Annotated in this window: 21 protein-coding genes; 20 read left to right on the forward strand and 1 reads right to left on the reverse strand. The window is 61.9% G+C overall.

Annotated elements, in window-relative coordinates; all coding sequences use genetic code 11:
* Position 1: 1 nt before the first annotated feature.
* The 16 genes from ACMDCM_RS05625 (at position 2) to ACMDCM_RS05700 (ending at position 18,512) form a co-directional block, all read left to right on the forward strand.
* Entirely contained in the window at positions 2-1,507 is a 1,506-nt protein-coding gene (locus ACMDCM_RS05625) for an NADH-quinone oxidoreductase subunit M (protein WP_412772643.1), read from the forward strand.
* 25 nt (positions 1,508-1,532) lie between these two features.
* Positions 1,533-2,969, forward strand: coding sequence for an NADH-quinone oxidoreductase subunit NuoN (gene nuoN / locus ACMDCM_RS05630; protein ID WP_412772644.1), 1,437 nt, complete (start codon positions 1,533-1,535; stop codon positions 2,967-2,969).
* A 14-nt stretch (positions 2,970-2,983) separates the two neighbouring features.
* Positions 2,984-3,796 carry a biotin--[acetyl-CoA-carboxylase] ligase gene (locus ACMDCM_RS05635; protein ID WP_412772645.1) on the forward strand — a complete coding sequence of 271 codons (813 nt, stop codon included), beginning with the start codon at positions 2,984-2,986 and terminating at the stop codon, positions 3,794-3,796.
* Positions 3,796-5,466 (forward strand): ribonuclease J, encoded by a 1,671-nt coding sequence (locus ACMDCM_RS05640; RefSeq protein WP_412774676.1) that lies wholly within the window; start codon positions 3,796-3,798, stop codon positions 5,464-5,466. The genes ACMDCM_RS05635 and ACMDCM_RS05640 overlap by 1 nt, the downstream gene beginning before the upstream one ends.
* Positions 5,467-5,584: 118 nt before the next feature.
* Positions 5,585-5,989, forward strand: coding sequence for a methylmalonyl-CoA epimerase (mce, locus tag ACMDCM_RS05645; protein ID WP_412774677.1), 405 nt, complete (start codon positions 5,585-5,587; stop codon positions 5,987-5,989).
* On the forward strand, positions 5,989-6,267 hold the full coding sequence (locus ACMDCM_RS05650; protein ID WP_412772646.1) for a DUF1467 family protein: 279 nt from the start codon (positions 5,989-5,991) through the stop codon (positions 6,265-6,267). Before mce ends, ACMDCM_RS05650 begins: the two co-directional genes overlap by 1 nt.
* 193 nt (positions 6,268-6,460) lie before the next feature.
* A complete protein-coding gene (locus tag ACMDCM_RS05655) occupies positions 6,461-6,832 on the forward strand; it encodes a DUF2946 domain-containing protein (RefSeq protein WP_412774678.1) in 372 nt (123 codons plus the stop codon).
* Between the two features lie 284 nt (positions 6,833-7,116).
* Positions 7,117-9,390 (forward strand): TonB-dependent receptor, encoded by a 2,274-nt coding sequence (locus tag ACMDCM_RS05660; RefSeq protein WP_412772647.1) that lies wholly within the window; start codon positions 7,117-7,119, stop codon positions 9,388-9,390.
* A gap of 61 nt (positions 9,391-9,451) precedes the next feature.
* On the forward strand, positions 9,452-9,823 hold the full coding sequence (locus ACMDCM_RS05665; protein WP_412772648.1) for a DUF2946 family protein: 372 nt from the start codon (positions 9,452-9,454) through the stop codon (positions 9,821-9,823).
* A gap of 91 nt (positions 9,824-9,914) precedes the next feature.
* A complete protein-coding gene (locus ACMDCM_RS05670; protein WP_412772649.1) occupies positions 9,915-12,134 on the forward strand; it encodes a TonB-dependent receptor family protein in 2,220 nt (739 codons plus the stop codon).
* Between the two features lie 87 nt (positions 12,135-12,221).
* Positions 12,222-12,749, forward strand: coding sequence for a copper chaperone PCu(A)C (locus tag ACMDCM_RS05675; RefSeq protein ID WP_412772650.1), 528 nt, complete (start codon positions 12,222-12,224; stop codon positions 12,747-12,749).
* A complete protein-coding gene (locus tag ACMDCM_RS05680; protein WP_412772651.1) occupies positions 12,746-13,279 on the forward strand; it encodes a YcnI family protein in 534 nt (177 codons plus the stop codon). The genes ACMDCM_RS05675 and ACMDCM_RS05680 overlap by 4 nt, the downstream gene beginning before the upstream one ends.
* Before the next feature lie 6 nt (positions 13,280-13,285).
* On the forward strand, positions 13,286-14,866 hold the full coding sequence (locus tag ACMDCM_RS05685; RefSeq protein ID WP_412772652.1) for a copper resistance CopC/CopD family protein: 1,581 nt from the start codon (positions 13,286-13,288) through the stop codon (positions 14,864-14,866).
* Between the two features lie 264 nt (positions 14,867-15,130).
* A complete protein-coding gene (gene proS, locus ACMDCM_RS05690) occupies positions 15,131-16,450 on the forward strand; it encodes a proline--tRNA ligase (protein WP_412772653.1) in 1,320 nt (439 codons plus the stop codon).
* A 73-nt stretch (positions 16,451-16,523) separates the two neighbouring features.
* Positions 16,524-17,804 (forward strand): lipoprotein-releasing ABC transporter permease subunit, encoded by a 1,281-nt coding sequence (locus ACMDCM_RS05695; RefSeq protein WP_412772654.1) that lies wholly within the window; start codon positions 16,524-16,526, stop codon positions 17,802-17,804.
* A gap of 9 nt (positions 17,805-17,813) precedes the next feature.
* Positions 17,814-18,512 carry an ABC transporter ATP-binding protein gene (locus tag ACMDCM_RS05700; RefSeq protein WP_412772655.1) on the forward strand — a complete coding sequence of 233 codons (699 nt, stop codon included), beginning with the start codon at positions 17,814-17,816 and terminating at the stop codon, positions 18,510-18,512.
* Positions 18,513-18,554: 42 nt separating this feature from the next.
* Here the strand turns inward: ACMDCM_RS05700 and ACMDCM_RS05705 are convergent, their stop codons facing one another.
* Positions 18,555-18,809 carry a DUF3551 domain-containing protein gene (locus tag ACMDCM_RS05705; RefSeq protein WP_412772656.1) on the reverse strand — a complete coding sequence of 85 codons (255 nt, stop codon included), beginning with the start codon at positions 18,807-18,809 and terminating at the stop codon, positions 18,555-18,557.
* Positions 18,810-19,056: 247 nt separating this feature from the next.
* On the opposite strand from ACMDCM_RS05705, the gene pyrF reads away from it, so the two are divergent.
* The 4 genes from pyrF (at position 19,057) to tsf (ending at position 26,320) form a co-directional block, all read left to right on the forward strand.
* A complete protein-coding gene (gene pyrF, locus ACMDCM_RS05710) occupies positions 19,057-19,773 on the forward strand; it encodes an orotidine-5'-phosphate decarboxylase (RefSeq protein ID WP_412774679.1) in 717 nt (238 codons plus the stop codon).
* 800 nt (positions 19,774-20,573) lie between these two features.
* On the forward strand, positions 20,574-24,080 hold the full coding sequence (gene dnaE / locus ACMDCM_RS05715) for a DNA polymerase III subunit alpha (RefSeq protein WP_412772657.1): 3,507 nt from the start codon (positions 20,574-20,576) through the stop codon (positions 24,078-24,080).
* A 194-nt stretch (positions 24,081-24,274) separates the two neighbouring features.
* Positions 24,275-25,273: a 30S ribosomal protein S2 gene (locus ACMDCM_RS05720; protein ID WP_412772658.1), complete on the forward strand. Its 999-nt coding sequence runs from the start codon at positions 24,275-24,277 to the stop codon at positions 25,271-25,273.
* A gap of 123 nt (positions 25,274-25,396) precedes the next feature.
* The gene (gene tsf / locus ACMDCM_RS05725; RefSeq protein ID WP_412772659.1) at positions 25,397-26,320 is read left to right on the forward strand and encodes a translation elongation factor Ts; all 924 of its coding nucleotides are present in this window, start codon (positions 25,397-25,399) and stop codon (positions 26,318-26,320) included.
* The last annotated feature ends 4 nt before the right edge of the window (positions 26,321-26,324 follow it).

The raw sequence follows: 26,324 nt of genomic DNA on the forward strand, positions 1-26,324 counted from the left end.
GATGACGACCTGGCCCATTCTGTCGGTCACGACGTTTCTGCCGGTGATCGGCGCGTTGATCATCTATGTCAGTTGCCGTGACGACGCGGCCACTCACGGAAACGCGCGCTGGATCGCTCTATGGACCACGCTGGTCACCTTCGCGGTCTCGTTGATTCTGGTGATGCGGTTCGATCCGGCGAGCACCGGATTCCAGTTTGTCGAAGAGAGGCACTGGCTGGCCTCGAGCATCGCCTACAAGATGGGCGTCGATGGCATCTCGCTGCCGTTCGTCATCCTCACCACGGCGCTGATGCCGCTATGCATCATCGCGAGCTGGAGGTCGATCACCCGTCGCGTGCCTGCCTACATGATGGCGTTTCTCGTTTTGGAAACGCTGATGGTCGGCACGTTCTCGTCGCTCGACCTGTTGCTGTTCTACGTATTTTTCGAAGGTGGCCTGATTCCGATGTTCCTGATCATCGGCATCTGGGGTGGACCGCGCCGAGTCTATGCCACCTTCAAGTTCTTCCTCTATACGCTGCTCGGCTCGGTTCTGATGCTGCTGGCCATCATGGCGCTCTACTGGAACGCCGGCACCACCGACATCCCCACGCTGATGCACACGGCTGTTCCATACAATTTGCAGAAGTGGGCGTGGCTCGCCTTCTTTGCCTCGTTTGCGGTCAAGATGCCGATGTGGCCCGTTCACACCTGGCTTCCCGACGCGCATGTCGAGGCACCCACGGCGGGTTCGGTGATTCTCGCAGCGATCCTGCTGAAGATGGGAGGTTACGGCTTCCTGCGGTTTTCGCTGCCGATGTTCCCGCTCGCGTCGCACGATTTCGCGCCGCTGATTTTTGCGCTCTCGGCCATCGCGATCGTCTACACCTCGCTGGTGGCGCTGATGCAGGACGATATGAAGAAGCTGATCGCCTACTCGTCGGTGGCCCACATGGGTTTCGTGACCATGGGAATCTTCGCCGGCACCATGCAGGGGGTCCACGGCGGCGTATTCCAGATGGTGTCGCACGGCATCGTGTCGGGCGCGTTGTTTCTCTGCGTCGGCGTCGTCTATGACCGCATGCATACGCGCGAGATCGCGTCGTATGGCGGGCTCGTCAACCGGATGCCGCTCTACGCGCTGGTGTTCCTTGTCTTCACGATGGCCAATGTGGGGCTACCCGGCACATCCGGGTTCGTGGGCGAATTCCTGTCGCTGATCGGCACGTTCAAGGTCAGCATTCCCACTGCCGTGGCGGCGACGCTCGGCGTGATCCTGTCGGCGGCCTATGCCTTGTGGCTGTATCGCAAGATCGTGTTCGGCGCGCTGGTCAAGCCGTCGCTCGCGACCATCAAGGATCTGACATTCCGGGAGGGGCTGACGCTGGCGCCGCTGGTGGCGCTGACGATCCTGTTCGGCGTTTATCCGAAACCGGTGCTCGATCTGTCGGCGGCCTCCGTACAAAATCTCGTCAACAACTATGCAAGCGCGACCGCCGCCATCAAGGCGGCGGCGCTGCCATGATCACGGCAGGTCAGGAACACCGACGATGATGTTTGAGGCTGCCGGATATCAACTGCTTCCCGTATTGCCGGAAATCGTGCTGGCGGTCGGTGCGATGGCGTCGCTGATGATCGGGGCGTGGCGCGGCCAGAGCGCGACCGCTCTCATCACGGTTCTGGCTGTATGTCTTCTCATCGCGACCGGCGTGATGGAGTACCTGCTGCCGAGGGGGAGGCTGGTCGCGTTCGGCGGCAGTTTCGTCGTCGACGATTTCGCGCGGTTTCTGAAAATCCTTGCCTTGCTCGGCTCGGCTGCGACGCTCGTTTTGTCCCGCGAGTTTATAGAAGGGCAGTCCAGGCGGATGTTCGAGTTCGCGATCCTGGTGATGCTCTCGACGGTCGGCATGATGGTGCTGATTTCGGCGGCCGACCTGATCATGCTGTATCTCGGGCTCGAATTGATGAGCCTCGCGCTTTACGTGGTGGCGGCGAGCAACCGCGACAACGTCAAGTCGACCGAAGCAGGATTGAAATATTTCGTTCTCGGCGCGCTGGCGTCGGGCATGCTGTTGTACGGCGCTTCGCTGATCTATGGCTTCACGGGAACCGTCAGTTTTGCCGGTATCGCGGCCGCCGCGAAGACCGGCGATATCGGAATTATATTCGGCATCGTCTTTCTGCTGGCGGGCCTCTGCTTCAAGGTGTCGGTGGTTCCGTTCCATATGTGGACGCCCGACGTTTATGAAGGCGCGCCGACGCCGGTTACGGCGTTCTTCGCCTCGGCGCCGAAGGTCGCGGCGATGGCGGTGTTTACCCGCGTGGTGCTGACCGCGTTTTCCGGCGTCGTCTCCGAGTGGCAGCAGATCGTGGTTTTCGTGGCGATCGCATCCATGGCGCTCGGTTCGTTCGGCGCGATCGGCCAGCGCAACATCAAACGCATGATGGCTTATTCGTCGATCGGCCACATGGGTTTTGCGCTTGTCGGTCTCGCCGCCGGCACTGTCGAAGGCGCGCAGGGCGTCGTGCTTTATCTGGTCATCTATACCGTGATGACGTTCGGGGCGTTCACCGTCATTCTCGCCATGAGCCGTAACGGCCAGGCGCTGGAGCAGATCAGCGATTTCGCGGGGCTGTCGCGGACCAATCCGCTGCTGGCGTTTTTCTTCGCGATGCTGCTGTTCTCACTGGCTGGAATTCCGCCGTTGGCGGGCTTCTTCGCCAAATTCTATGTCTTCACCGCTGCGATCAAGGCGGGACTGTTCGCGCTGTCGGTGATCGGCGTCATCACCAGCGTGGTCGGCGCGTTCTACTACCTCAACGTCATCAAGGTGATGTATTTCGACGAGCAGGTCGAAGCGGCAGATCCCGTGCATATCGAATTGCGGTCGGTGGTGGCGGCGACAGCGCTCTTCAACATGCTGTTCTTTGCCTATCCGGGGCCCTTGGTCAGCGCCGCCACGGCGGCCGCGAAGTCATTATTCTGAATGGCATCGTTTAAATGATGTTTTCGCTGGGTCCACGAGCCACATCGGCTGGCTACCGGCTCGCGACCTTCGACAGTATTGGCTCGACCAACACTGAAGCGCTGGTCCGGGCACGGGCAGGCGAAACCGGCCCGATCTGGCTGGCGACGACGGCGCAGACGGCTGGACGCGGGCGCCGACAGCGCGCCTGGGTTACCCCCCGGGGCAATCTGGCCACCAGCATTCTCGAAGTCATCGACACGCAGCCGGCCGTAGCGGCAACACTGAGCTTTGCTGCGGGATTGGCGCTCGAAGCCGCGTTGCAAACGGTGAGCCTTGAGGCGCGCATGAGATCTCCCGGTTCGGAAAACGTGACATTTCATTTAAAATGGCCGAACGACGTGCTGGCGGGCGGCAGGAAACTTGCGGGGATCCTGCTGGAGGCGGAGACCGTCGCGCATGGCCGCCTCGCCGTGGTCGTGGGTATCGGCGCCAACGTCGTCGCTGCGCCGGGGGGATTGCCGAATCCGGCGGTCTCGTTGCGGGACCTCGGCATTGATGTCGGAGCCGAGGATCTGTTTCGCGCGTTGACGGAGGCCTGGGTCGAGTTTCGCGGAATCTGGGACCGGGGCCGCGGCTTCGACGACCTCCGGCGCCTCTGGCTCGACCGGGCGGCGGGCGTCGGTCAGCCGGTTTCGATTCAGTCCGGCTCATCCACGATATCCGGGATCTTTGAGACCATCGATGACGACGGCTGTTTGATCTTGGCGACCGCCGATGGCAAGCGAGTGGCTGTCTCCGCCGGAGACGTGTATTTCGGCGCGGCGGCATCGATCGGAGCAACATGATAGCCCGGCCTGATGAATTGATGTTCGCTCCGCTCGGAGGCGTGGGCGAGATCGGCATGAACCTGTCGATCTACGGGCTCGGCAACCGGCATCAGCGGAGCTGGCTGGCGGTCGATCTCGGCGTTTCCTTCGGCGACGAGGAGCACTTGCCGGGCATCGATCTCATCATGCCGGACATCCGGTTTCTCGAAAAAGAACGGAAGAACCTTGTCGGTCTCGTCCTGACTCACGCCCATGAGGATCACTTCGGTGCGATCATCGATTTGTGGCCGCGCCTGAAATGCCCGATCTTCGCCACGAAATTCAGCGCGGCGTTGTTCGAGGCCAAGTGCGCGGCGGAACGCAATCCGCCGGAGATTCCGGTGACGGTGGTGCCTTCGGGTGGACGCATCGATATCGGTCCCTTCGGCGTCGAGTTCGTTCCGGTGGCGCATTCGATTCCGGAATCCCACGCGCTGGCGATTCACACGGCGGCGGGAATCGTCGTGCACACCGGCGACTGGAAGATCGACCCGACCCCGATCGTCGGTCCGCCGACCGACGAGCGGCGGCTTCGCGAGCTTGGCCGCGAGGGCGTGCTGGCACTGATCGGCGATTCCACCAATGCGGTGAGAGACGGACGCTCGCCGTCCGAAACTGAAGTTGCCAAAGCCATTGCGGAATTGGTGAAGGCGGCCAAAGGCCGGGTCGCTGTAACGACGTTCGCATCCAATGTCGGGCGGCTGCGTGCCGTGGCCGATGCCGCGCGCGAAGCGGGACGCGAAGTCGTGGTGGTCGGCCGTGCCATGGAGCGGGTGGTGCAAGTCGCGCGCGAGACCGGGCATCTGGACGGGATGCAGGATTTCCGCAGCGCCGATGTGTATGGTCATCTTCCGCCGGACAAAGTGTTGGCGCTGTGCACGGGCAGCCAGGGCGAACCGCGAGCGGCTCTCGCGCGGATCGCCAGGGACGATCATCCGCAGGTGACGCTGAACCGCGGCGACACCGTGATCTTTTCCTCGCGCACCATTCCCGGCAACGAGAAGGCTGTTGGGGCGATCATCAACGGTTTGGTGATTCAGGGCATCGAGGTCATCACCGATCGCACCGAACTGGTTCATGTGTCGGGGCATCCGCGTCGTGACGAACTGCGGGACATGATCGCGTGGGTTCGCCCGCAGGTGCTGATCCCGGTGCATGGCGAGGCTTTGCATCTCTCCGAACATGCGCGGCTGGCGCGCGCTGCGGGCGTGCCGAAAGTCCTGATTTGCAAAAACGGCGATCTGGTCCGGCTTGGACCTGGAGACCCTGGCATCATCGATGAATTGCCGTCGGGGCGCCTTTACAAGGATGGTTCCATCCTTGAGGATTCGAGTTCGCGGGCGGTCGTCGAGCGGCGGCGCATGGCATTTGCGGGCTGCGTGTTCGTGGCGATCGCCATTACGGAAAAGGGCGAACTGGCTGACGATCCCGAGCTTGATCTCGTCGGCATACCGGAGAAGAATCCGGTTGGCGAGGTGCTCGACGACATTGTTTTCGATACGGTGATATCGACGGTGAAGGCGTTGCCGCGGACGCGGCGGCGCGATCCGGATGCGGTGGCCGAGTCAGTGCGCCGCGCCGTGCGGGCCACGGTTGCCGAAGAGTGGGGTAAGAAGCCGCTCTGCTATGTTCACGTTCTGGTGATTTAGGAAAGTGAGTTTGATGCGACCCTTGACGGCGAACACCTGACGTTGAACGTGGATGTCGATCCTGCGCGAGCAGGTATGGCGAGAATTGAAATCGAACCGTTGGGTATTGCAGGATAACATGCTGGGCCGGCTCAATCATGTGGCTATCGCCGTCAGGGATGCCGAAAAGGCGGCGAGGATCTACGGCACCGCGTTCGGCGCTGAGATTTCCGCCGCGGTCCCGCTGCCGGAACATGGAGTGATCACTGTGTTCGCCCGGTTGCCGAACACCAAGATCGAATTTATCCAGCCGCTCGGCGAGGCCTCTCCGATCGCGAAGTTTGTCGAGCACAATGCCGATGGCGGTATTCACCATATCTGCTATGAAGTACCTGATATCGTCGCGACCCGTGATATTCTGATATCAGAAGGCGCGCGTGTGCTTGGCGACGGCGAGCCGAAGATTGGTGCGCACGGCAAGCCGGTGCTGTTCTTTCATCCGAAAGATTTTTCCGGCGCGCTTGTCGAGATCGAGGAATCCTGATGGCTTCTGCAATCTTCTCTGGCTTTGCCATCTACTTCGTCTTCTGGTGGCTCACGCTGTTCCTGACGTTGCCGTTCGGTGTGCAAAGTCAACACGAAGCCGGCGATCACCCTCCGGGCACCGATCCCGGCGCCCCGGTCATGCCGTTGATGCGCCGCAAAATCATCTGGACCACGATCGTTTCGCTGATCCTCTACGGAATTGCGTCCTGGGCGTATTATTCAGGCTTGCTCAATGTCGCGCGGCTGTCGCGGGTGATAGGTTTTTCAGGTTATTAAATCAGCCGGCTGGCCCTCAAGCGAATGCGTCCAGCGGAATATTGCGCGGCGGACCCTCAAGCGCCCGGGCCAGATTCCAAGTCTCCGGCCAAGGCTGACGCGTCTCGTGCCACTCCCGCGCAAGCCGGTGAGGAATCTCGGCTCGACACGCGACTCCGGCCATGGTAGCTCTCGGCGCGAAAGGCTGGGGAAGATGCGTCGACGGCTGGGAAGATTTCTTCCAATCGTCATGATTGCGATGCTGGTGCAGATATTCGCACCGGTTGCTGCCTGTCTGGCCTTCGGCAACGCCGCCGCCGATCCGCTGGCGGGGGCGATCTGTTCGCATGCTTCCGATGCAAACTCTTTGCAAGACGGTCAGACGGATCCGCACAGGGCTCAAGGCAGTTGCTGCGCGTTATGCGGCGCGGCCCATTCCGCAACCCCGACCGCCGACCCGCAAGGCTCCGTCGTCGCGGTTGAGCGTGAGGTTAACGCGGTCGTATGGCGCGACCTGGATTTCGTGTTGCCGCCATCCGCGGCCGACTCCAACGCGCAGGCCCGCGGCCCGCCGTCTCTATCCTGATACAGGCCTCTTTCGCGACCGCCGGTTCCGATCCGCGCGGTCATCGAGCTTAGCAAGCCGGCGACGTCCGGCGTCAGGATATTCGTATGTTTCGTATCTACGCATTGAGCGGCGTAAGCGTGCTCGTGCTTTGTTGCACGTTATCGGGGGCGTCGACCCCTGCGTCCGCTCAAACATCAGGCGAGATGTTGCCCTCCATCACGGTGGAGCCGCCTGTACAGAAAAAGGTTCAGCATCATCGGGCAAGGAAACCGATCCGTCAGGTCGCGTCGCGTCCCCGCGTAATGATCAGGACGGCGGCAGCCAAACCGCCGCCTGCCGGGGGAAGTGGCCTGAACGCCGGGTATAGCTCGCCGCCGATCAAGCAGCGATTTCAGCTTCCGCAGGAATCACACAGTATTACGGCAAAGCAGATCGACGAGACGATCAATCTCAAGGATGCGGAAGACGCCGTCAAATACATGCCAAGCCTGTTCGTGCGCAAACGCAACGACGGCGACAATCAGGCAGTTCTGGCGACCCGTACCTGGGGACTCAATTCGAGCGCGCGTTCGCTGATCTACTACGACGACCTGCTGGTTTCGGCGTTGATTGCCAACAACAACCAGAACGGCTCTCCCCACTGGAATTTGATCGCACCGGAGGCGATCGCCCGAGTCGACTTTCTTGATGGTCCGTTCGCCGCGGCCTATCCCGGCAACTCGATCGGCGGGGTCCTGATCTTTACCACCAAGATGCCGGATCACCTGATCGCCAGCGCCAAGGAAACGGTTTCGATCATGCCCTGGAGCCAGTACGGCACCAAGGACACCTACGTCAGCAGCCAGACCAGCGCGGTCGCAGGGGATCGTCAGGGCAAATTCTCATGGCTCCTGAGCGCGACCTATCAGGACAGCTATCAGCAACCGCTGACTTATACGACGAACAAGGGAATTCCGGGTGGCACCACGGGAGCTTTTCCGGCTCTGAACAAACAAGGGATAGAGGCGGACGTTGTCGGTACCGGTGCGCTGGTTCATTCGCAACAGACCTCGGGCAATTTCAAGCTCGCCTACGACGTGACACCACTGGTGCAGGCGACCTATTCGTTTGGTGTCTGGAACAACGTGCAGACGTCCGCTCCCCAGACCTATCTGCGCAGCATTGCGACCGGCCAGCCGACATTCGCCGGCATCGCATCGTTCGCTAACAACAAGTATACTTGGGACGAAACCCACGTCAGCAACGCCGTTTCGTTACGCAGCGATACCAAGGGCATCTACGATTTCGATTTCTCGGTATCGAGCTACAACTATCTCCAGGACATCATGTTGAACCCGTACACCGTGTCCGCCACGGGTGTCGGCTATTCGACGAACGGCAAGGTCACACGAAACGACGGGACCAACTGGCAAAATGCCGATGCAAAGGCCATATGGCGGCCGTTCGGTTATGACGGACCGCACGAAGTCAGCTTCGGCCTGCATGGCGACCGCTATCATTTCGAAAATCCGGTGTTTGCGTCGTCGGTCTGGAATGCGACGTCATCGACAGGGACCGGCCAGCTCTATTCCGAGGGCCGCGGTGAAACGCGGACCGGCGCGCTCTGGTTTCAGGATGCCTGGAAGATCGTCCCAAACCTCAAGCTGACGCTCGGCGGACGGCTCGAGAGCTGGCGCGCGCAGGATGGTTTCAATCTGAATACAACGGCGAATTCGGCCGGCATCATCACATCGACGGCCACCATCGATCAGCCCTCGCTGGCCTCGACGAATTTCTCGCCGAAGGCATCGCTGTCCTACGATGTGAACAAGGACTGGAACGTCACCGCCAACTTTGGCGAGGCCTATCGCTATCCCACGGTGGGCGAGTTGTATCAGAACATCTCCGTTGGCGGCATCGCGACCTTTGCCAATCCCAATCTCGCGCCCGAGCGCGACCTCAATGGTCAGCTCAACATCGAGCGGCACTGGAGCGAGGGGAGGGTGCGGCTGACGCTGTTCAAGGAAAGAACAGATAACGCGATCATCTCCCAAACCAATCTCGCGACGAACCCTCTCACCGGGGCACAGGTTCCGACGACGACGACCGGCAATGTGGCGGCTATCGGAATGCAGGGCATTGAATTGGCCGCCGACAAGACGGATGTCTTCGTCAAGGGACTGCAGGTATTCGCCAGCGTCACTTATGTCGATTCCCGGATTATTGCGGACCCGAGCTGGGCCGGAACCGATCCGTTGACGAGCAAGCCCGATACGGCGGTCGGCAAGCGTGTGCCTTACGTGCCGGACTGGCGCGCCAAATTTGGTGTGACCTATCGGCCGAACAAGAGCTGGGCCTATACCGTCGCCGCGCGCTATAGCGGCAAGCAGTACTCGACACTGGATAATACCGACATCGTCTCGCACGTGTATGGTGCGTTCGACAACTACATCGTCGTGGATACGAAAGTGCATTACAACGCGACGCAAAACCTGTCGTTCGATGCCGGCATCGATAACGTCTTCAACGAACAATACTTTCTGTTCCATCCGTTCCCGGGAAGGACTTTTGTCCTAGCCGCGAAATACAGCTTCTGAGAACCCGTTTGACAACCGTGACACTGGACGCGCAGACACTGGACGCGCAGGGGTAGGGATCATGCGACGGCGGCTGGGAAGATTTCTTCCAATCGTCATGCTTGCGATGCTGGTGCAGATAATCGCACCGGTCGCGGCCTGCCTGGCGTTCAGCAACGCCGCGGCCGATCCGCTGGCGGGCGCGATCTGTTCGCATGCTGCCGATGCGAGTTCGTCGCAAGACGGTCAGACGGATCCCCATCGGGCGTGTGCCGGCTGCTGTGCGCTATGCGGCGCGGCCCATTCCGCGACCCCGACCGCTGATCCGCAGGGCTCCGTCGTCACGGTTGAGCGCGACGTGAACGCGGTCGTCTGGCGCGACCTGGATTTCGTATTGCCGCCATCCGTGGCCGACTCCCATGCGCGGGCCCGCGGTCCTCCCGGCATTTCCTGATTCAGTAAATTTTGAATGATTGCTGCGATGACATTGCAGTGATCCGATCTGTTCGAACGCCCCGGCGATTGTCCGGTATCAGGAATATATCATGTTCAACCACCTCGCCCTCGGCGGAGGCAGCGCGCTTTGCAGCGTGTTCGCGACGATCGTTGCGGTCGCATCGCCTTCCGACGCTCTCGCGCAGTCCGGTGCCGATGTTGCGCTACCGGCCGTGACGATCACGGAACCGCATTCCAACAAACCCCGGTCGAAGCGTGCGACGCGCAGCGCGGCCCGGTCAAATCGAGCCCCGCGCCGTGTAGCCGCGCGCCATGCACCGATGCCGCCGCAGGTCGCTGTTCCGGAAACTGTCCCTGCATCATTGACGGTCGCGACCGCACAGCAGGCGTTGCGGGAAATCCAGCAGACGCCCGGCGGCGTCGCCCTGGTGACGGCCGACGCCTACAAGAACTCGACGGTCGCCAACACCATAAAGGATGTGCTGGACTATGTGCCCGGCGTCTTCGTCCAGCCGAAATGGGGCGACGACACCCGGCTGTCGATCCGCGGTTCGAGCCTGTCGCGCAACTTCCATCTGCGCGGCGTGCAGCTTTATATGGACGGAATCCCGATCAACACCGCCGACGGCTACGGCGACTTTCAGGAGATCGACCCGACCGCCTACAAATACGTTGAGGTGTTCAAGGGCGGCAATGCGCTGCGCTTCGGCGCCAATTCGCTCGGCGGCGCGATCAATTTCGTGACCCCGTCCGGCCGCGATCCGTTCGTCAACGGCGCCAGCGTCGACGCCGGCGCGTTCGGCTTCTGGCGGCTGCAAGCCAATGCCGGCGGCAGCAACGGCCCGTGGGATGGTTTCCTCACCGCATCGACCCAGGCGAGCGACGGGTTTCGCGACCACAGTTTCGGCCATTCGACCCGCGTCAGCGGCAATGTCGGCTATCAGTTCTCGCCGGATTTCGAGACGCGATTCTATCTCAACGCCAACGACGTGCGGCAACGCATTCCCGGCACCGTCAGCAAGGATTCGGCGCTGACGTCGCCCCAGACCGCCGCCGCCGGCAACATCGCGCTCGACCAGCAGCGCAACATCGACACCGTGCGGATCGGCAACAAGACCACGGTGCGGTTCGACGATACGACCGTCGAGTTCGGCGCGTTCGGAGTCGACCGGCATCTGATGCACCCGATTTTCCAATGGCTGGATTATCACTATCTGGACTATGGCGGGTTCGCACGAGTGACCGATGACCGCCTGATCGGCGGCTTCCGCAACCGCGTGGTGGCGGGCGTCAATCTGCTCGACGGCAGCATCGACAACCAACAGTTCGCCAACCTCGCAGGCCAGAAAGGCGCGCTGCTGTCGTCGTCGATCGACCGATCGCAGAACACCTCGGTTTACGTCGAGGATTCGTTCTATTTCCTGCCAAACGTCGCCGCGGTCGCCGGCACGCAGTTCCTCTACGCCACGCGCGACCGGCAGGATCGCTTCCTGAGCGACGGCGATCAATCGGGCCGAACGGAGTTCAACCTGTGGAGCCCGAAGGGCGGGCTGCTATGGCAGATCGATCCGACATGGCAGGCTTTTGCCAATATCTCGCGCAGCGCCGAGGTGCCGAGCTTCGGCGAGAGCGCGATGGGGCCCGGGATTCCGACGATTCCATTCACCAGCATCCGTGCGCAAACCGCGACCACCTATGAGATCGGCACACGCGGCAAACGTCCGGATGCCACATGGGAGTTGACGTACTATCGTGCTCAGATCAGGAACGAACTGCTCTGCCTCTACAGCGCGTTCGGCAACTGCAACGTCACCAATGCCGATCGCACGATGCATCAGGGCATCGAGGCCGGCGCGGGCGCTGCGATCCTTCGCAATCTGTTCGTGCGCGGCGACAAACCCGACAAGCTGTGGCTCAATGTCGCCTATACGTTCAACGACTTCCGTTTCAGCAACGATGCCTTGTTCGGCAACAACCTGCTGCCGGGTGCGCCGCGCCACTTCGTCCGCGCCGAACTGCTCTACAAGCATCCGAACGGGTTCTATATCGGCCCCAACCTCGAATGGGTGCCGCAGGGCTACTATGCCGACAGCGCCAATACGCTGAGCACCGATGCTTACGCGATCTATGGGCTGAAGGCGGGCTTCGACGATGGAGGCAGGTATTCCGGCTACATCGAGGCCCGCAACCTTGGCAACAAGGCCTACATCGCGTCCAGTTCGATCATCGATCGCGCCAACGCCACTTCACCATTGTTTGAACCCGGCACAGGGCGAGCGGTCTATGCTGGATTCAAAGTCCGATGGTGAGCATGTCCGTCGCTGTGCGCACTCGCTGTCTGATCCGGCCTCACGACCGGACTTCACTGAAGTGACAGAACCAAAATGGAGAATGTTATGAAATCCTCGTTGATGTTTCGCGGCATGGTTGGCGGGCTCGCGATCGCCGCGCTTGGCCTGGTTGCGCCGGTCCATGCTCAATCCGTCAAGGCCGGCGATCTGGTGATCTCGCAGCCGTGGACGCGCGCCACGGCCGGCGGCGCCAAGGTCGGCGGCGGATACCTCACCATCGAGAACAAGGGCTCGGTCGCCGATAAACTTGTCGGCGGTTCGACGGATGCGGCCGCCAAGCTCGAGGTTCATCAGATGAGCATGAGCAACGGCGTGATGAAAATGCATCAGGTTGAAGGCGGTCTCACGATCGGGCCGGGCAAGACGGTCAAGCTGGCGCCGGGCGGCTATCACCTGATGCTGGTCGATCTCAAGCATCCGTTCAAACAGGGCGAGCATGTGCCGGTGACGCTCGATTTCGAAAAAGCGGGCAAGGTCGCGGTCTCGCTCGACGTGGAAGGCATCGGCGCGCGCGCTCCGACCGCGCGGGCCGGCGGAGCGGCCGACCATCATCATGACGGACACAAAAAGTGACGCCTGCCTCACGATTGTGGATCGGTTCGGTCATTGCGGCGGCTGCCGCCGTGGCCTCGTGCAACGGGGCGCTGGCGCACGTTACGGTGCAGCCGGCGGAGGCGCGCGCGGACAGTTATGCGCATCTCGTCTTCACCGTGCCGCACGGCTGCAAAGGCAGTGCGACGACGGCGCTGCGGATCAAACTGCCGGACGGAATCCTGTCGGCGAAGCCGCAGATGAAGCCGGGCTGGAAAGTCGAAATCAAGAACAGAAATCTCGATGCGCCGGTGCAAGGGCCGCATGGCAAATCCGTCACCGATGTCGTCGACGAGGTCGCCTGGCGTGGCGGTCCGCTGCCGGACAATCTCTATGATACCTTCGGTTTGATCGTGCGGCTTCCGGACAAGCCGGGAGAGAGCCTTTATTTCCCCACGGTGCAGGAGTGCGAACAGGGCGTGGAGCGTTGGATCGAACGTCCGTCCGCGGGGCAGGGGTTCGACAAGCTGCGCGCGCCGGCGCCGGTGGTTCGTCTGAAAGCCAACCACTGAGAGTCCGTGAGACGTCTGGCGCAAGCGGTGTGGTGTTTCTTGCTGGCTGCGGCGCTGCTGCCGTCGGCGGCCTGGGCTCACGCCAGTCTGATCGCCAGCAACCCCGCGGACGGTGCGCTGTTGGCGCATGCGCCCGCGACGCTGACGCTGACCTTCAACGAACCCGTGGACCCGCTGAAGATCCGGATCGTCGATCAGAACGGGAGGGGTGCGAACGTCACCCGCATCCGTCGTGACGGTGCGCAACTCGTCCTCACGCCGCCGGCGATATCGGGCGATGGCGCGCACGTCATCAGTTGGCGCGTAATTTCGGCGGATGGTCACCCGGTCGGTGGCTCCACGACGTTCTGGATCGGCCGGCGCGGCGCTCATGTGCCGCAGACGGTGCGCTCGGAGGATACGCTGCTTCGCGGCGCGATCTGGCTGGCGCGGCTGGCCATCTATGTCGGCTTGTTCGTCGGGGCCGGCGGCGCGTTCTTCGTCGCATGGCTGCGGGCGCCGCCCGCTCAGGCGACGCGCGTCATCGGCGCCTGCGTCAATCTCGTTGCGTTGGCTGCGCTGGCGCTCTCGGTCGGGCTGCAGGGACTCGATGCCCTGGCATTGCCGCCGTCGTCCTTGTCGGACACGACGGTATGGACCGTCGGCGCTCACGGCTCGTTCGGGTTGTCTGCCGCGATCGCGGCCGCTGCCTTGCTTCTGGCTTTGCTGTCGCATCGGGCCGGCGAAGTCGGCGCAAAGGCGATGTCGCTCGGCGCTCTGGTCGGCGTCGGACTGGCGCTGGCGACGACCGGTCATGCCGCTACTGCCTCGCCGCGATGGCTTACCGCGCCCGCGGTGTTCATGCACGGCGTTGCCCTGGCGTTCTGGGTCGGATCGCTGGCCCCGCTCGCGCTGGCGATGCGCGAACCCCGCCAGACCGCCCTCGAGGTTCTGACGAGATTTTCGCGCGTTATCCCTTTCGCCGTCGCTGCGCTGCTTGCGAGCGGTCTGCTGCTCGCTATCGTGCAGCTCGAACGGGTGGATGCGCTGTGGACCACGAATTATGGCCGCGTCCTTGCGATCAAGCTGGTGCTGGTGGCGTTGCTGCTGGCGATCGCGCTCTGGAATCGCGTGCGTCTTACGCCGCGGATCGGGCAGGGCCGCGTTGGCTCTCGTCGCCAGATGCGACGAACGATCGCCGCCGAGCTAATTCTGGTGGCCGCCATCCTCGGCGTCGTCGGGCTCTGGCGCTTCACCCCGCCGCCTCGCGCGCTGATAGTCGCTGTCCAGCCGTTTTTCACCCACATTCATACGGAAAAGATGATGGCGGACATTACGGTATCGCCGGGCCGGGCGGGGCCGGTCAGTGTCGCCATCCAGTTGCGGACACCGGACGAGGACGTATTCTCCGCCAAGGGCGTTTCCGTCACGCTGTCGAGCCCTGACAACGGCATCGAGCCATCCAGCGCGGAAGCGCGCTCCCTCGGCGAAGGGCAGTGGCAGGCGTCGATGGCCGCCCCGGTTGCCGGACGATGGACCCTCGCGCTCGATGTTCTGATTTCGGATTTCGACCAGGTACACGCCGAGACGGAGATTCAGATCAAGTAGTGCGTTCATATTGGACGGAAACAGTTCTGTTTTCGTCATTGCCGGGCTTGATCCGGCAATCCATCTTTTTTGAAGGGATGGATGCCCGGATCAAGTCCGGGCATGACGCTAACAATGAGTCCGTTTTCGGACGCATAAATTATCTCAGGCGAGCGGAATTCCGCCGCTTTCGCGCGGCTTGTCCTCCCGCAGACCCTTGTATTTTGCCGGCCGATCCGGTTTCACTGCGAGCGTTCCCGTCCGAAGCGATTCCCAGGCCAACCCATGCGATTGTCGCGTTTCTTTTTGCCGATTCTGAAGGAAACCCCGAAGGAAGCCGAGATCGTCTCGCACCGGCTGATGCTGCGGGCAGGCATGATGCGGCAGGAGGCGGCCGGCATCTATGCCTGGCTGCCGCTGGGCCTTCGCGTGCTCAAGAAGGTCGAGGCGATCGTGCGCGAGGAGCAGAATCGCGCAGGCGCGATCGAGGTGCTGATGCCGACCCTGCAACTCGCCGATCTTTGGCGCGAGAGCGGGCGCTACGACGCCTATGGGCCGGAGATGCTGCGGATTCAGGACCGCCACAAGCGCGAACTGCTGTACGGACCGACTAACGAAGAAATGATTACCGAAATCTTCCGCAGTTACGTGCGTTCCTATAAGAGCCTGCCGCTCAATCTCTACCATATCCAGTGGAAGTTCCGTGACGAGCAGCGTCCCCGTTTCGGCGTCATGCGCGGCCGCGAATTCCTCATGAAGGATGCCTATTCCTTCGATATCGATGAAGCCGGCGCGCGGCGCTCCTACAACAGGATGTTCGTCGCTTACTTGCGCACGTTCGCGCGAATGGGATTGAAGGCGATCCCGATGCGCGCCGAAACCGGCCCGATCGGCGGCGATCTCAGCCACGAATTCATCGTTCTCGCCGAGACGGGGGAGTCCGGCGTCTATATCGACAACGATGTTCTCGATCTTCCCGTACCGGGCACGGGCGTAGATTACGACGGCGATCTGACGCCGATCGTCAAGCAGTGGACCACGGCCTATGCCGCCACGGAGGACGTTCACGACGCAGCGCGCTACGAGCGCGAGGTTCCAGAGGCGAGGCGCGTTCACACTCGCGGCATCGAGGTCGGCCAGATCTTCTATTTCGGCACCAAGTATTCCGAATCGATGAAAGCTCTTGTTGCCGGTCCGGACGGCGTCGAGCAGCCGATCCATGGCGGCTCCTACGGGGTGGGGGTCTCACGTCTCGTCGGCGCCATCATCGAGGCCTGTCACGACGAGGCGGGCATCAAGTGGCCCGAGGCCGTGGCGCCGTTCACGGTTGCGATCCTGAATCTGAAACAGGGCGCCAGCGACACGGATGCAGCCTGCGAACGGCTCTATCGCGAACTTTCGGCCCGTGGGGTCGATGTTCTTTACGACGACACCGACCAGCGCGCCGGCGCGAAATTCGCGACCGCCGACCTGATCGGCATTCCCCGGCAGGTGATGGTGGGCCCCAAGGGACTCGCCGAAGGCAAGGTCGAGATCAAGCGCCGCGCGGACGGCACGCGAGAGAATGTCGCGTTGGAGGATGCCGTTGCGCGCTTGACGGCGTAGCGATTATCCACCGCGCGCGGCGTTCAATGCCATTCCGGCCACAATTGGCCGCGAATCATGGGATTATCGAACAATGGATGAGACCATGAACGAGCGCCTCCGGACCAGGCCGTTTGCTGCATTCGAGTGGATGCTGTCCGGGCGTTACCTGCGGGCGCGGCGGAAGGAAGGATTCATTTCCGTCATCGCCGGCTTTTCCTTTCTGGGCATCATGCTCGGCGTCGCCACGCTGATCATCGTGATGGCCGTCATGAACGGGTTTCGCACGGAACTGCTCAGCAAGATTCTCGGCCTCAACGGGCACCTGCTGGTTCAGCCGCTGGAATCGCCGCTCACCGACTGGAAGGATGTCGCCGATCGTATCAATCAGGTGCCTGGGATACGGCTTGCCGCGCCCGTGGTCGACGGTCAGGCGCTCGCGTCGTCGCCGTTCAATGCCGCCGGCGTTTTTGTCCGTGGCATCAGGGGCGGCGACCTCAATAATCTCACTTCCATCGCGAAAAACATCAAACAGGGTTCGCTCGAGGGATTTGACGAAGGGCAGGGCGTGGCCATCGGCCGGCGTCTTGCCGATCAACTCTCGGTGCACGCGGGCGACAGCATCACACTGGTCGCACCGCGCGGAGCCGTGACCCCGATGGGCACGACACCGCGCATCAAGGCGTACAAGATCGTGGCCGTGTTCGAGATCGGGATGTCCGAATACGATTCCACCTTCGTCTTCATGCCGCTCGCCGAGGCGCAGGCCTATTTCAATCGCGCCAACGATGTCACCGCGATCGAGATCTATACGGACAACCCCGACAAGATCGACGAATTCCGCAAGTCGGTGACGGAAGCCGCCGGCCGGCCGGTGTTTCTGGTCGACTGGCGGCAGCGTAATTCGACGTTCTTCAATGCGCTCCAGGTCGAGCGCAACGTGATGTTTCTGATCCTGACGCTGATCGTCCTCGTCGCGGCGCTGAATATCGTTTCGGGACTGATCATGCTGGTCAAGGACAAGGGCGGCGATATCGCGATCCTGCGCACCATGGGAGCGTCGCAAGGATCGATCATGCGCATCTTCCTGATTACGGGCGCCGCGATCGGGGTCGTCGGCACGCTCACCGGCTTTATCGTGGGATTGGTGATCTGTCTCAACATCGAGTCGATCCGGGAATTCCTGTCCTGGCTCACCAGCACCGAACTGTTCTCGCCGGAGCTTTACTTCCTGTCCAAGCTGCCGGCGGAAGTCGATTTTCGGGAGACCAGCGCCGTCGTGATCATGGCGCTGACGCTGTCGTTTCTGGCGACCCTTTATCCGTCGTGGCGCGCCGCCCGCCTCGATCCCGTCGACGCGCTGCGGTACGAGTGAGCAACGGGCATGGGGCAGGGGGCGGAGGAAGTACCGGTCGTCTACCTTCACGACATCAAGCGTCAATATACGCAGGGCGAAACAAGACTGACCATCCTGGACGGCGCGAAGCTCGCCTTGTGGGCCGGACAGTCCGTCGCGCTGGTGGCGCCTTCAGGATCCGGCAAGTCGACGCTGCTGCACATCGCCGGGCTGCTTGAGAGCCCGGATGCGGGTGAGGTCTATATCGGCGGAGCCGCGACGTCAGGTCTTTCGGATCGGGAGCGCACGCAGATCCGACGCACCGATGTCGGGTTCGTTTATCAATCCCACCGCCTTCTTCCGGAATTCACGGCGCTCGAAAACGTCATGCTGCCGCAGATGATCCGCGGCCTCAAACGCTCGGAGACGGTCAAGCGCGCGCGCGAAATTCTCGCCTATCTCGGCCTCGAGGACCGCGTGACGCATCGTCCTGCGGAACTGTCGGGTGGCGAACAGCAGCGGGTCGCGATCGCGCGGGCCGTCGCCAACGCGCCGCGCGTGTTGTTTGCCGATGAACCCACCGGCAACCTGGACCCCCACACCGCGGATCATGTGTTCAATGCGCTGATGCAGCTTGTGAAAGCGACGCGGGTGGCAATGCTGATCGCCACGCACAACATGGAACTCGCGGACCGGATGGACCGGCGGGTGTCGCTGGAGAACGGTCAGGTTATCGAACTGGACTGAAGCGGACCAACGCTATTCGCGAGGCTGGCTTGGTATTTCCGGTCAATGGCCGTGCCGTCGGCGCGGCCGCCGATTCGGGCCGTCTTTCGAGCCTGCAAAAAATGGATTCTCCACGCATTGAGCGGCGCGTCCGGACGCCAGCGCCCTGCATTGCTCGATCGCCATATAACGGCAGTCGTTGTAAGCGAACGGCCCGTAAATCACCATGCAGACCGGATAGCGGCTGTCCCAGGCCTGCGCGTGCGCGGTCGCGCAGGAGCATATCATGGCCGAAGCGATCAGGAGTGCTGTGCGCATCAGGCGAAATCCCGCCGGTGGTTGGCCGTCGACAACGCTTTCAGCGGGCTCTCGGGTCCTGCCGGATTGTTGAAAAAGCTTCGCCGGGCGCAGCGTCTTCCGCGATATGTCCTTGTCTGGGGCGGCTTCGTGTAGCAAAACGCGACCTTTGGCTCTAAAGTTGACGTCTCGAAATCTGGTGCCGACTGTTGCCGATCCTCATAGCCTCCCGAAAATCCCCATGGCAAGCGCCGAGGCAGTTCGCGGCATGACCGACCCGCATTATCTCGATCTCGCACGCGAGAAGCTGATCGTCGCTCTCGATTACTGGAATGTGGAGGACGCGCGTAAACTCGTTCGAGATCTGGGCGACGAAGTCTCGTTTTACAAGATCGGTTTAGGTCTCCAGCTTGTCGGCGGAAACGAGCTTGCCAGGGAACTTATCGCCGGGGGAAAGCGGGTGTTCCTCGATTACAAGTATTACGACATCGCGGAGACGGTACAGCGCGCGGTCGCGCAAGCCGCCGAATTGAACGTCACCTTCCTGACCGTGCATGGTGTCGCGAGCATCATGAAAGCCGCCGCCGCCGGTCGCGGCAATTCCGGCATGAAGGTTTTCGGCGTCACCGTGCTGACCAGCATGGACGCCGAGGATATCAAGGAAATGGGCTTCGAATGCGACGTCGAGGACCTCGTCATCGCACGCGCGAAGAAGGCGCTCGAGGTCGGCGTCGACGGCGTGATCGCGTCGGCCCGCGAAGCCGCCGAGTTGCGCAGGCAGACGGCCGGCAAACTATTGATCGTGTCGCCCGGCATCCGTCCGAGCGGCAGTTCCAGGGATGACCAGAAGCGGGTGGCGACGCCATCGGATGCGATGCGCGCGGGGGCCGATTATCTGGTTTTGGGCAGACCCATTTATGCGGCGTCGGATCCGGCAGCCGCTGCCCGGACAATCATCCAGGAGATGGCGGACGCGCTGGAATAGATCAAAGAATAGCCGCTACAGCACGGCTCTTAAATAAGAGGCTGTTCCACGGTCCAGATAGAGTAAGATGGTCACCAAAGAAAAACGAGGCATTTGGGAAAGCGAATGAGCGAACAAAAAAAACCCGATCGTCGGACCGTAATAGTGATTGAGTCGGAGACGCTGGTCCGCCCGGACGGGCGGGCCGGTATAAGGTTGCTGATACTGGACCAGGATACCGAGGAAGAAGAGTCGATCGCATTCGAGGTAAACCTTCAAGGTATTGCCAGATTTCGGCAAGACTTGGCGACCGCAGAACAGCATATTCTTCAGCACCGGGATCAAACGCGGAATTAGCGACCCGCGATCCTCGAATTAACCAACGAAATTGGATTCCAAACCAGCGTCTACTCGGCTTGTTGACTTTTAGAACAAAACATAAACAATGTTCTCGTTATGTTTATGTTTCTGCTCGGAGAGGACATCATGCTGAGAATGTTCATTGAGGAGGCGGCGGCGCTGGCGTCGATAGCCCTGTTCGTCGGAATGGTCGCCGTCTGGGCGCAGCTCATTCCGCAGCTTTCATGAGCGAGAGGCCGTCATCCAAACGCGCGCTGGGGAAAGCCGGGATAGCTTCCCCGGGGGGACTATCGATTATCGTTAATAGACACGTTAAATCAATGGCTTAGAGTCGCATTCCGATTCCGACAAAAGCAAAAAGCTTGAGGTTTCCGCATGGACTCGCCGGGTGTGAGACATCACCATCGCTTGGCGAGTCGGCTTTTCGGGCCGTCACCCCATAACCTGCAGCCAATGAAGCCATGATCCAGAAGTCCGCCGCCGCCAACGCCGGTTTCGTTCATCTCCACGTCCATTCAGCCTATTCGCTGCTGAAAGGTTCGATCAAGATCCAGAAGCTGGCTGAACTGGCCAAGGCGGACCACCAACCGGCATTGGCGCTTACCGACACCGACAACATGTTCGGTGCGCTGGAGTTTTCCGACAAGATCGCGGCTTATGGAATTCAGCCGATCGTCGGCTGTGAACTGGCGGTCGATTTTGGCGACCAGGATCCCAACGCGCGCAACGCGCTTCCTCTCGCGCGAATCGTCATGGTGGCAGCGCGCGAGGCCGGTTATCGCAACCTGATGCGGCTGAATTCCCGGGCGTTCCTCGAAACGCCGGTGCATCAGACACCTCACATCAGGGCGGAGTGGCTTCGGGATGACAACGAAGGACTGATCGCATTGACCGGCGGTCCTGACGGGCCGGTGGCGTCCGCACTCAATGCCGATCATTCCGCTCTCGCGACTGCGCGTTGCGATCAACTCGCCGGAATTTTCGGCGACCGGCTCTATGTCGAGCTGCAGCGCCATGGCCTCGACAAGGAACGGCGCGTCGAAGGCGCGTTGATCGACCTTGCCTATGCCAAGGGCCTCCCGCTGGTTGCAACCAACGAGCCGTATTTCGCCACGTCCGATGATTACGAAGCCCACGACGCGCTGCTCTGTATCGCCGGCGGTCGTTTGGTCGCGGAAACGGATCGCGATCAACTGACCCCGGATCATCGTTTCAAGACCCGCGCGGAAATGGCCGTGCTGTTTGCCGACATTCCGGAGGCGCTGTCGTCCACAGTCGAGATTGCCGAACGCTGCGCATTCCGGCCGAAAAAGCGAAAGCCGATCCTGCCTCACTTTACCGTCGGCGCCGGCGCCAACCTGGCGGAAACGAAAGGCGATGAGGCCTCCGAACTGCGGCGCCAGGCGGAAGAGGGGCTTGCAAGCCGGCTGGCGGTTCATGGCGTCTCGCAGGGGACGACGGAGGAGGATTACAGCGCGCGCCTGCGTTTCGAACTCGACGTCATCACGCGAATGAACTACGCGGGCTACTTTCTGATCGTTGCGGACTTCATCAAGCACGCCAAATCCGAGGGAATCCCGGTGGGGCCGGGCCGGGGCTCCGGCGCCGGCTCGCTGGTGGCCTATGCGCTCACCATCACCGACCTGGATCCGATCCGCTTCGGTCTGCTGTTCGAGCGCTTCCTCAATCCCGAGCGCGTGTCGATGCCGGACTTCGATATCGATTTCTGCCAGGAGCGGCGAGGCGAGGTCATCGACTACGTGCAGAGGCGTTACGGGCGCGATCAGGTCGCGCAGATCATCACCTTCGGAACGTTGCAGGCGCGCGGGGTGCTGCGCGACGTCGGCCGGGTGCTGCAGATGCCTTACGGGCAGGTCGACAAGCTGACAAAGCTGGTGCCGCAAAATCCCGCAGCGCCTGTGACCCTGGCGGCGGCGATCGCGAGTGAACCGAAGCTGCAGGCGTTTCGCGACGAAGACCCGGTGGTGGCGCGCGCGTTCGATATCGCCCAACGACTCGAAGGGCTGACGCGTCATGCCTCGACCCATGCGGCGGGCATCGTGATCGGCGATCGTCCCTTGAGCGAACTGGTTCCGCTGTATCGCGATCCGAAGTCGGACATGCCGGTGACCCAGTTCAACATGAAATGGGTTGAGCCGGCGGGGCTCGTGAAGTTCGATTTTCTCGGCCTGAAGACGCTGACCGTCCTCGAAGTCGCCGTAAAGCTGCTGAAGCAGCGCAACATCGATATCGATCTCGCTACGGTGCCGCTCGACGACGCTGCAAGTTACCAGATGCTGACTCGCGGCGACGTGGTCGGCGTGTTCCAGGTTGAAAGTCAGGGCATGAAGCGGGCGCTGGTGGACATGCGTCCGGACCGTTTCGAAGACATCATCGCGCTGGTCGCGTTGTATCGGCCGGGGCCGATGGCGAACATTCCGACCTATTGCGCGCGCAAGCATGGCGACGAGGAGCCGGAATATCTGCATCCGATGCTGGAGCCTATCCTCAAGGAAACGTTCGGCGTCATCATCTATCAGGAGCAGGTGATGCAGATCGCTCAGGTCATGGCCGGCTATTCGCTCGGCGATGCCGATCTGCTGCGGCGTGCGATGGGCAAGAAGATCCGCGCGGAGATGGAAAAGCAGCATGCGGTTTTTGTCGCCGGCTCGGTGAAAAACGGCGTGCCGAAGGATCAGGCGGAAACGATTTTCGAGTTGTTGGCGAAGTTCGCGGACTACGGCTTCAACAAGAGTCATGCCGCGGCTTATGCGCTCGTGTCCTACCAGACGGCGTACATGAAAGCGCATCACCCTGTCGAGTTTCTGGCGGCGTCGATGACGCTCGATATGAGCAACACCGACAAGCTTTCGGAGTTTCGCAGCGAGGCCCACCGCCTCGGCATCAAGGTCGAAGCGCCCGCGATCAACCGTTCGGGGGCGACCTTCGAGGTCAGCGACGGCGTCATATGTTACGCGCTGGCTGCGCTCAAAGGCGTGGGCGCGCAGGCGGTCGAGCAGATCGTCGAAGCGCGCAAAAGCAATGTGTTCACCTCGCTGGCCGATTTCGCCGCCAGGGTGCCGCCACGCGCGATCAACAAGCGCGTGATAGAAAGCCTTGCGGCCGCCGGAGCCTTCGATGCGCTAGAGCCCAATCGCGCTCGCGTGTTCGCCGGCGCCGAGGCGATCCTCGCCGCGTGCCAGCGCAGCCACGAGGCCGCAATGCTCGGTCAGGACGACATGTTCGGCGGCATGGCGGATGCGCCATCCATCATGCTGCCTCAGGCGGAGCCGTGGCTGCCTGCCGATCGGCTGAGGCGCGAATACGAGGCCGTCGGGTTCTTCCTATCCGGGCACCCCCTCGACGACTACGCGACCGCGCTGAAGCGTCTGCGCGTTCAGTCCTGGGCCGAATTCTCCCGCGCGGTGAAGACCGGTGCGACCGCCGGCAAAGTCGCCGCCACGGTCGTCTCGCGAATGGAACGGCGGACCAAAACGGGCAACAAGATGGGAATCCTCGGGCTGTCCGATCCAACCGGTCATTTCGAGGCTGTCCTGTTCTCGGAAGGGCTGGCGCAATTTCGCGACGTGCTCGAACCGGGGGCGGCGGTGCTGCTGCAGCTCGGCGCGGAACTGCAGGGCGACGAGGTTCGCGCCCGGATTCTGCACGCGGAGCCACTGGATGATGCCGCGGCAAAGACCCAGAGGGGCTTGCGGATTTTCCTGCGCGATACCCGGCCGCTCGATTCGATCGTCAGGCGTCTTCGGGCGCCCGAAAATCAAGATCCGGCGGGATCCGCCAAAGTTCCCGCATCCAGGCAATCCGGCGACGGCGACGTCTCGCTGGTGATGCTGCTGGACCTCGAAACCGAGGTGGAAATCAAGCTTCCCGGCCGTTTTCGGGTCTCGCCGCAAGTCGCTGGAGCGATCAAGGCGGTTTCGGGGGTGGTGGACGTTCAGGCCATCTGAAACGGCCGAAAAGGCGCCTCGGCGGCGCGGATGGGATGCCTTGCTTATGCCGGGACCTACGGATATATAGCGCCTATCTCACACGGAAACATGGCCTGAAAGGCCGTCCGGTGGCAGCCGGACCGGCATTCCTTTTGGTTTGACGGCTCGTCCTGCTCACACGTTTCCGGAGGAACCAACCGGAGAATTGAACGATGGCGCTCCCTGAATTCACCATGCGTCAGCTGCTGGAGGCTGGCGTTCATTTCGGTCACCAATCGCATCGCTGGAATCCCAAGATGGCGGATTTCATTTTCGGTGCGCGGAACAACATTCACATCATCGATCTCGCGCAGACCGTGCCGCTGCTGCATCGCGCGTTGCAGGCGGTCAGCGATACCGTCGCCAAGGGTGGCCGCATCCTGTTCGTCGGAACCAAGCGGCAGGCGCAGGACGGCGTCGCCGAGGCCGCGAAGCGGTCGGCGCAGTATTTCGTCAATTCGCGCTGGCTTGGCGGCACGCTGACAAACTGGAAGACGATCTCCGGCTCGATCAAGCGGCTGCGCCATCTCGACGAGGTGCTCAACTCCGGTGACGCCAACGCCTACACCAAGAAGGAGCGCCTGACGCTTCAGCGCGAGCGCGACAAGCTCGATCGCTCGCTCGGCGGGATCAAGGACATGGGCGGTCTGCCCGACATGATCTTCGTGATCGACACAAACAAGGAAGACATCGCGATTCAGGAAGCCCAGCGGCTGAACATCCCGGTCGCGGCGATCGTGGATACCAATTGCGACCCCAAGGGCATCACCTACATCGTCCCGGGCAATGACGATGCGGGACGCGCGATCAGTCTTTATTGCGACCTCATCGCCCGCGCGGCGATCGACGGCATTTCGCGGGCCCAGGGCGAGTCCGGCATCGATATCGGAGCCTCGGTCCAGCCGGTCCAGGAAGAACTTCCGGCTGCCGCGCAGCCTTCCGCATTCCAGGGCCTTGCGGGTCCGCGGGGCGTCGCCGACGATCTCAAGAAGCTCACGGGCGTGTCCGGCGCGATCGAGAAGAAGTTCAACGACCTCGGCATCTTCCACTATTGGCAGCTCGCCGAGCTCGATCATGATACCGCGCACAAGATCGGCGAAGAGGTCGGGCTTCCGAGCCGAGCCGATGGCTGGGTCGCTCAGGCCAAGACGCTGATGGCCGAAGCGGAATGATGTGACGGGCGGCGGTTTCGCGGCCGCCCTCTTTCATAATGAGTTTTCTGACTTGTTTCCTGAGTAGAGGCGGCGGCCGGCGAGTTGCGCCGCACTCTCCTGACAGGCAAAGGGCACACAGCAATGGCGACAATCACCGCAGCGATGGTCAAGGATCTGCGCGAAACCACCGGCGTCGGCATGATGGATTGCAAGCAGGCGCTGACGGAAAACAACGGTGACATGCAGGCTGCGATCGACTGGCTGCGCAAGAAAGGGTTGTCGAAAGCCGCCAAGAAGGCCGGACGCGTCGCAGCCGAAGGACTGATCGGCACCGTCACCAGCGGCAACAAGGGCGTGGTCGTCGAAGTCAATTCGGAAACCGACTTCGTCGCGCGCAACGAACAGTTCCAGGGCCTGGTCAAGATGGTGGCGCAGGTCGCCCTCAGCGTCGGCGCCGACGTTGAAGTCATCAAGGCCGCAAAGGTCGGCAGCGCCACCGTGGAGACGGCCATCTCGGACGCGATTGCCACCATCGGCGAGAACATGACGCTGCGGCGCGCGGCTTCGCTCGAGGTCGGCAAGGGGATTGTCGCAAGCTACGTCCATAATGCCGTCATCGACGGCGCCGGGAAAATGGGCGTGATCGTCGCGCTTGAGTCGGCGGGCAACGCCGACGAACTGGCCGCGCTCGGCCGCCAGATCGCGATGCATGTGGCGTCCTCGAACCCGCTGGCCATCGATCCGTCGGGGGTCGATCCTGCCGTGGTCAAGCGCGAGAAGGACATTCTGGCGGACAAGTTCCGCCAACAGGGCAAGCCCGAAGCCATGATCGAGAAGATTACCGAGTCCGGCCTGAAAACGTTCTTCAAGGAACAGACGCTGCTGGAACAGCCGTTCATCTTCGACGACAAGAAAAGCGTCGGCCAGGCGCTCAAGGAAGCCGAGGGCAGGGTCGGCGCCCCCGTGAAGATTACGGGCTTTGTGCGCTACGGTCTCGGCGAGGGCATCGAGAAGGCCGAATCCGATTTCGCTGCGGAGGTTGCCGCGGCGGCCGGACAGGGATAACGGC

The sequence above is a fragment of the Nitrobacter sp. genome (assembly GCF_047149785.1).
GTDB lineage: Bacteria > Pseudomonadota > Alphaproteobacteria > Rhizobiales > Xanthobacteraceae > Nitrobacter.

What these genes read in the sequence shown, in the direction of transcription:
- ACMDCM_RS05625 (WP_412772643.1), top strand. Translation starts at nt 2, where the DNA reads ATGACGACCTGGCCCATTCTGTCGGTCACGACGTTTCTGCCGGTGATC.
- nuoN (WP_412772644.1), top strand. Translation starts at nt 1,533, where the DNA reads ATGATGTTTGAGGCTGCCGGATATCAACTGCTTCCCGTATTGCCGGAA.
- ACMDCM_RS05635 (WP_412772645.1), top strand. Translation starts at nt 2,984, where the DNA reads ATGATGTTTTCGCTGGGTCCACGAGCCACATCGGCTGGCTACCGGCTC.
- mce (WP_412774677.1), top strand. Translation starts at nt 5,585, where the DNA reads ATGCTGGGCCGGCTCAATCATGTGGCTATCGCCGTCAGGGATGCCGAA.
- ACMDCM_RS05650 (WP_412772646.1), top strand. Translation starts at nt 5,989, where the DNA reads ATGGCTTCTGCAATCTTCTCTGGCTTTGCCATCTACTTCGTCTTCTGG.
- ACMDCM_RS05655 (WP_412774678.1), top strand. Translation starts at nt 6,461, where the DNA reads ATGCGTCGACGGCTGGGAAGATTTCTTCCAATCGTCATGATTGCGATG.
- ACMDCM_RS05660 (WP_412772647.1), top strand. Translation starts at nt 7,117, where the DNA reads ATGATCAGGACGGCGGCAGCCAAACCGCCGCCTGCCGGGGGAAGTGGC.
- ACMDCM_RS05665 (WP_412772648.1), top strand. Translation starts at nt 9,452, where the DNA reads ATGCGACGGCGGCTGGGAAGATTTCTTCCAATCGTCATGCTTGCGATG.
- ACMDCM_RS05670 (WP_412772649.1), top strand. Translation starts at nt 9,915, where the DNA reads ATGTTCAACCACCTCGCCCTCGGCGGAGGCAGCGCGCTTTGCAGCGTG.
- ACMDCM_RS05675 (WP_412772650.1), top strand. Translation starts at nt 12,222, where the DNA reads ATGAAATCCTCGTTGATGTTTCGCGGCATGGTTGGCGGGCTCGCGATC.
- proS (WP_412772653.1), top strand. Translation starts at nt 15,131, where the DNA reads ATGCGATTGTCGCGTTTCTTTTTGCCGATTCTGAAGGAAACCCCGAAG.
- ACMDCM_RS05695 (WP_412772654.1), top strand. Translation starts at nt 16,524, where the DNA reads ATGGATGAGACCATGAACGAGCGCCTCCGGACCAGGCCGTTTGCTGCA.
- ACMDCM_RS05700 (WP_412772655.1), top strand. Translation starts at nt 17,814, where the DNA reads ATGGGGCAGGGGGCGGAGGAAGTACCGGTCGTCTACCTTCACGACATC.
- ACMDCM_RS05705 (WP_412772656.1), bottom strand. Translation starts at nt 18,809, where the DNA reads ATGCGCACAGCACTCCTGATCGCTTCGGCCATGATATGCTCCTGCGCG.
- pyrF (WP_412774679.1), top strand. Translation starts at nt 19,057, where the DNA reads ATGACCGACCCGCATTATCTCGATCTCGCACGCGAGAAGCTGATCGTC.
- dnaE (WP_412772657.1), top strand. Translation starts at nt 20,574, where the DNA reads ATGATCCAGAAGTCCGCCGCCGCCAACGCCGGTTTCGTTCATCTCCAC.
- ACMDCM_RS05720 (WP_412772658.1), top strand. Translation starts at nt 24,275, where the DNA reads ATGGCGCTCCCTGAATTCACCATGCGTCAGCTGCTGGAGGCTGGCGTT.
- tsf (WP_412772659.1), top strand. Translation starts at nt 25,397, where the DNA reads ATGGCGACAATCACCGCAGCGATGGTCAAGGATCTGCGCGAAACCACC.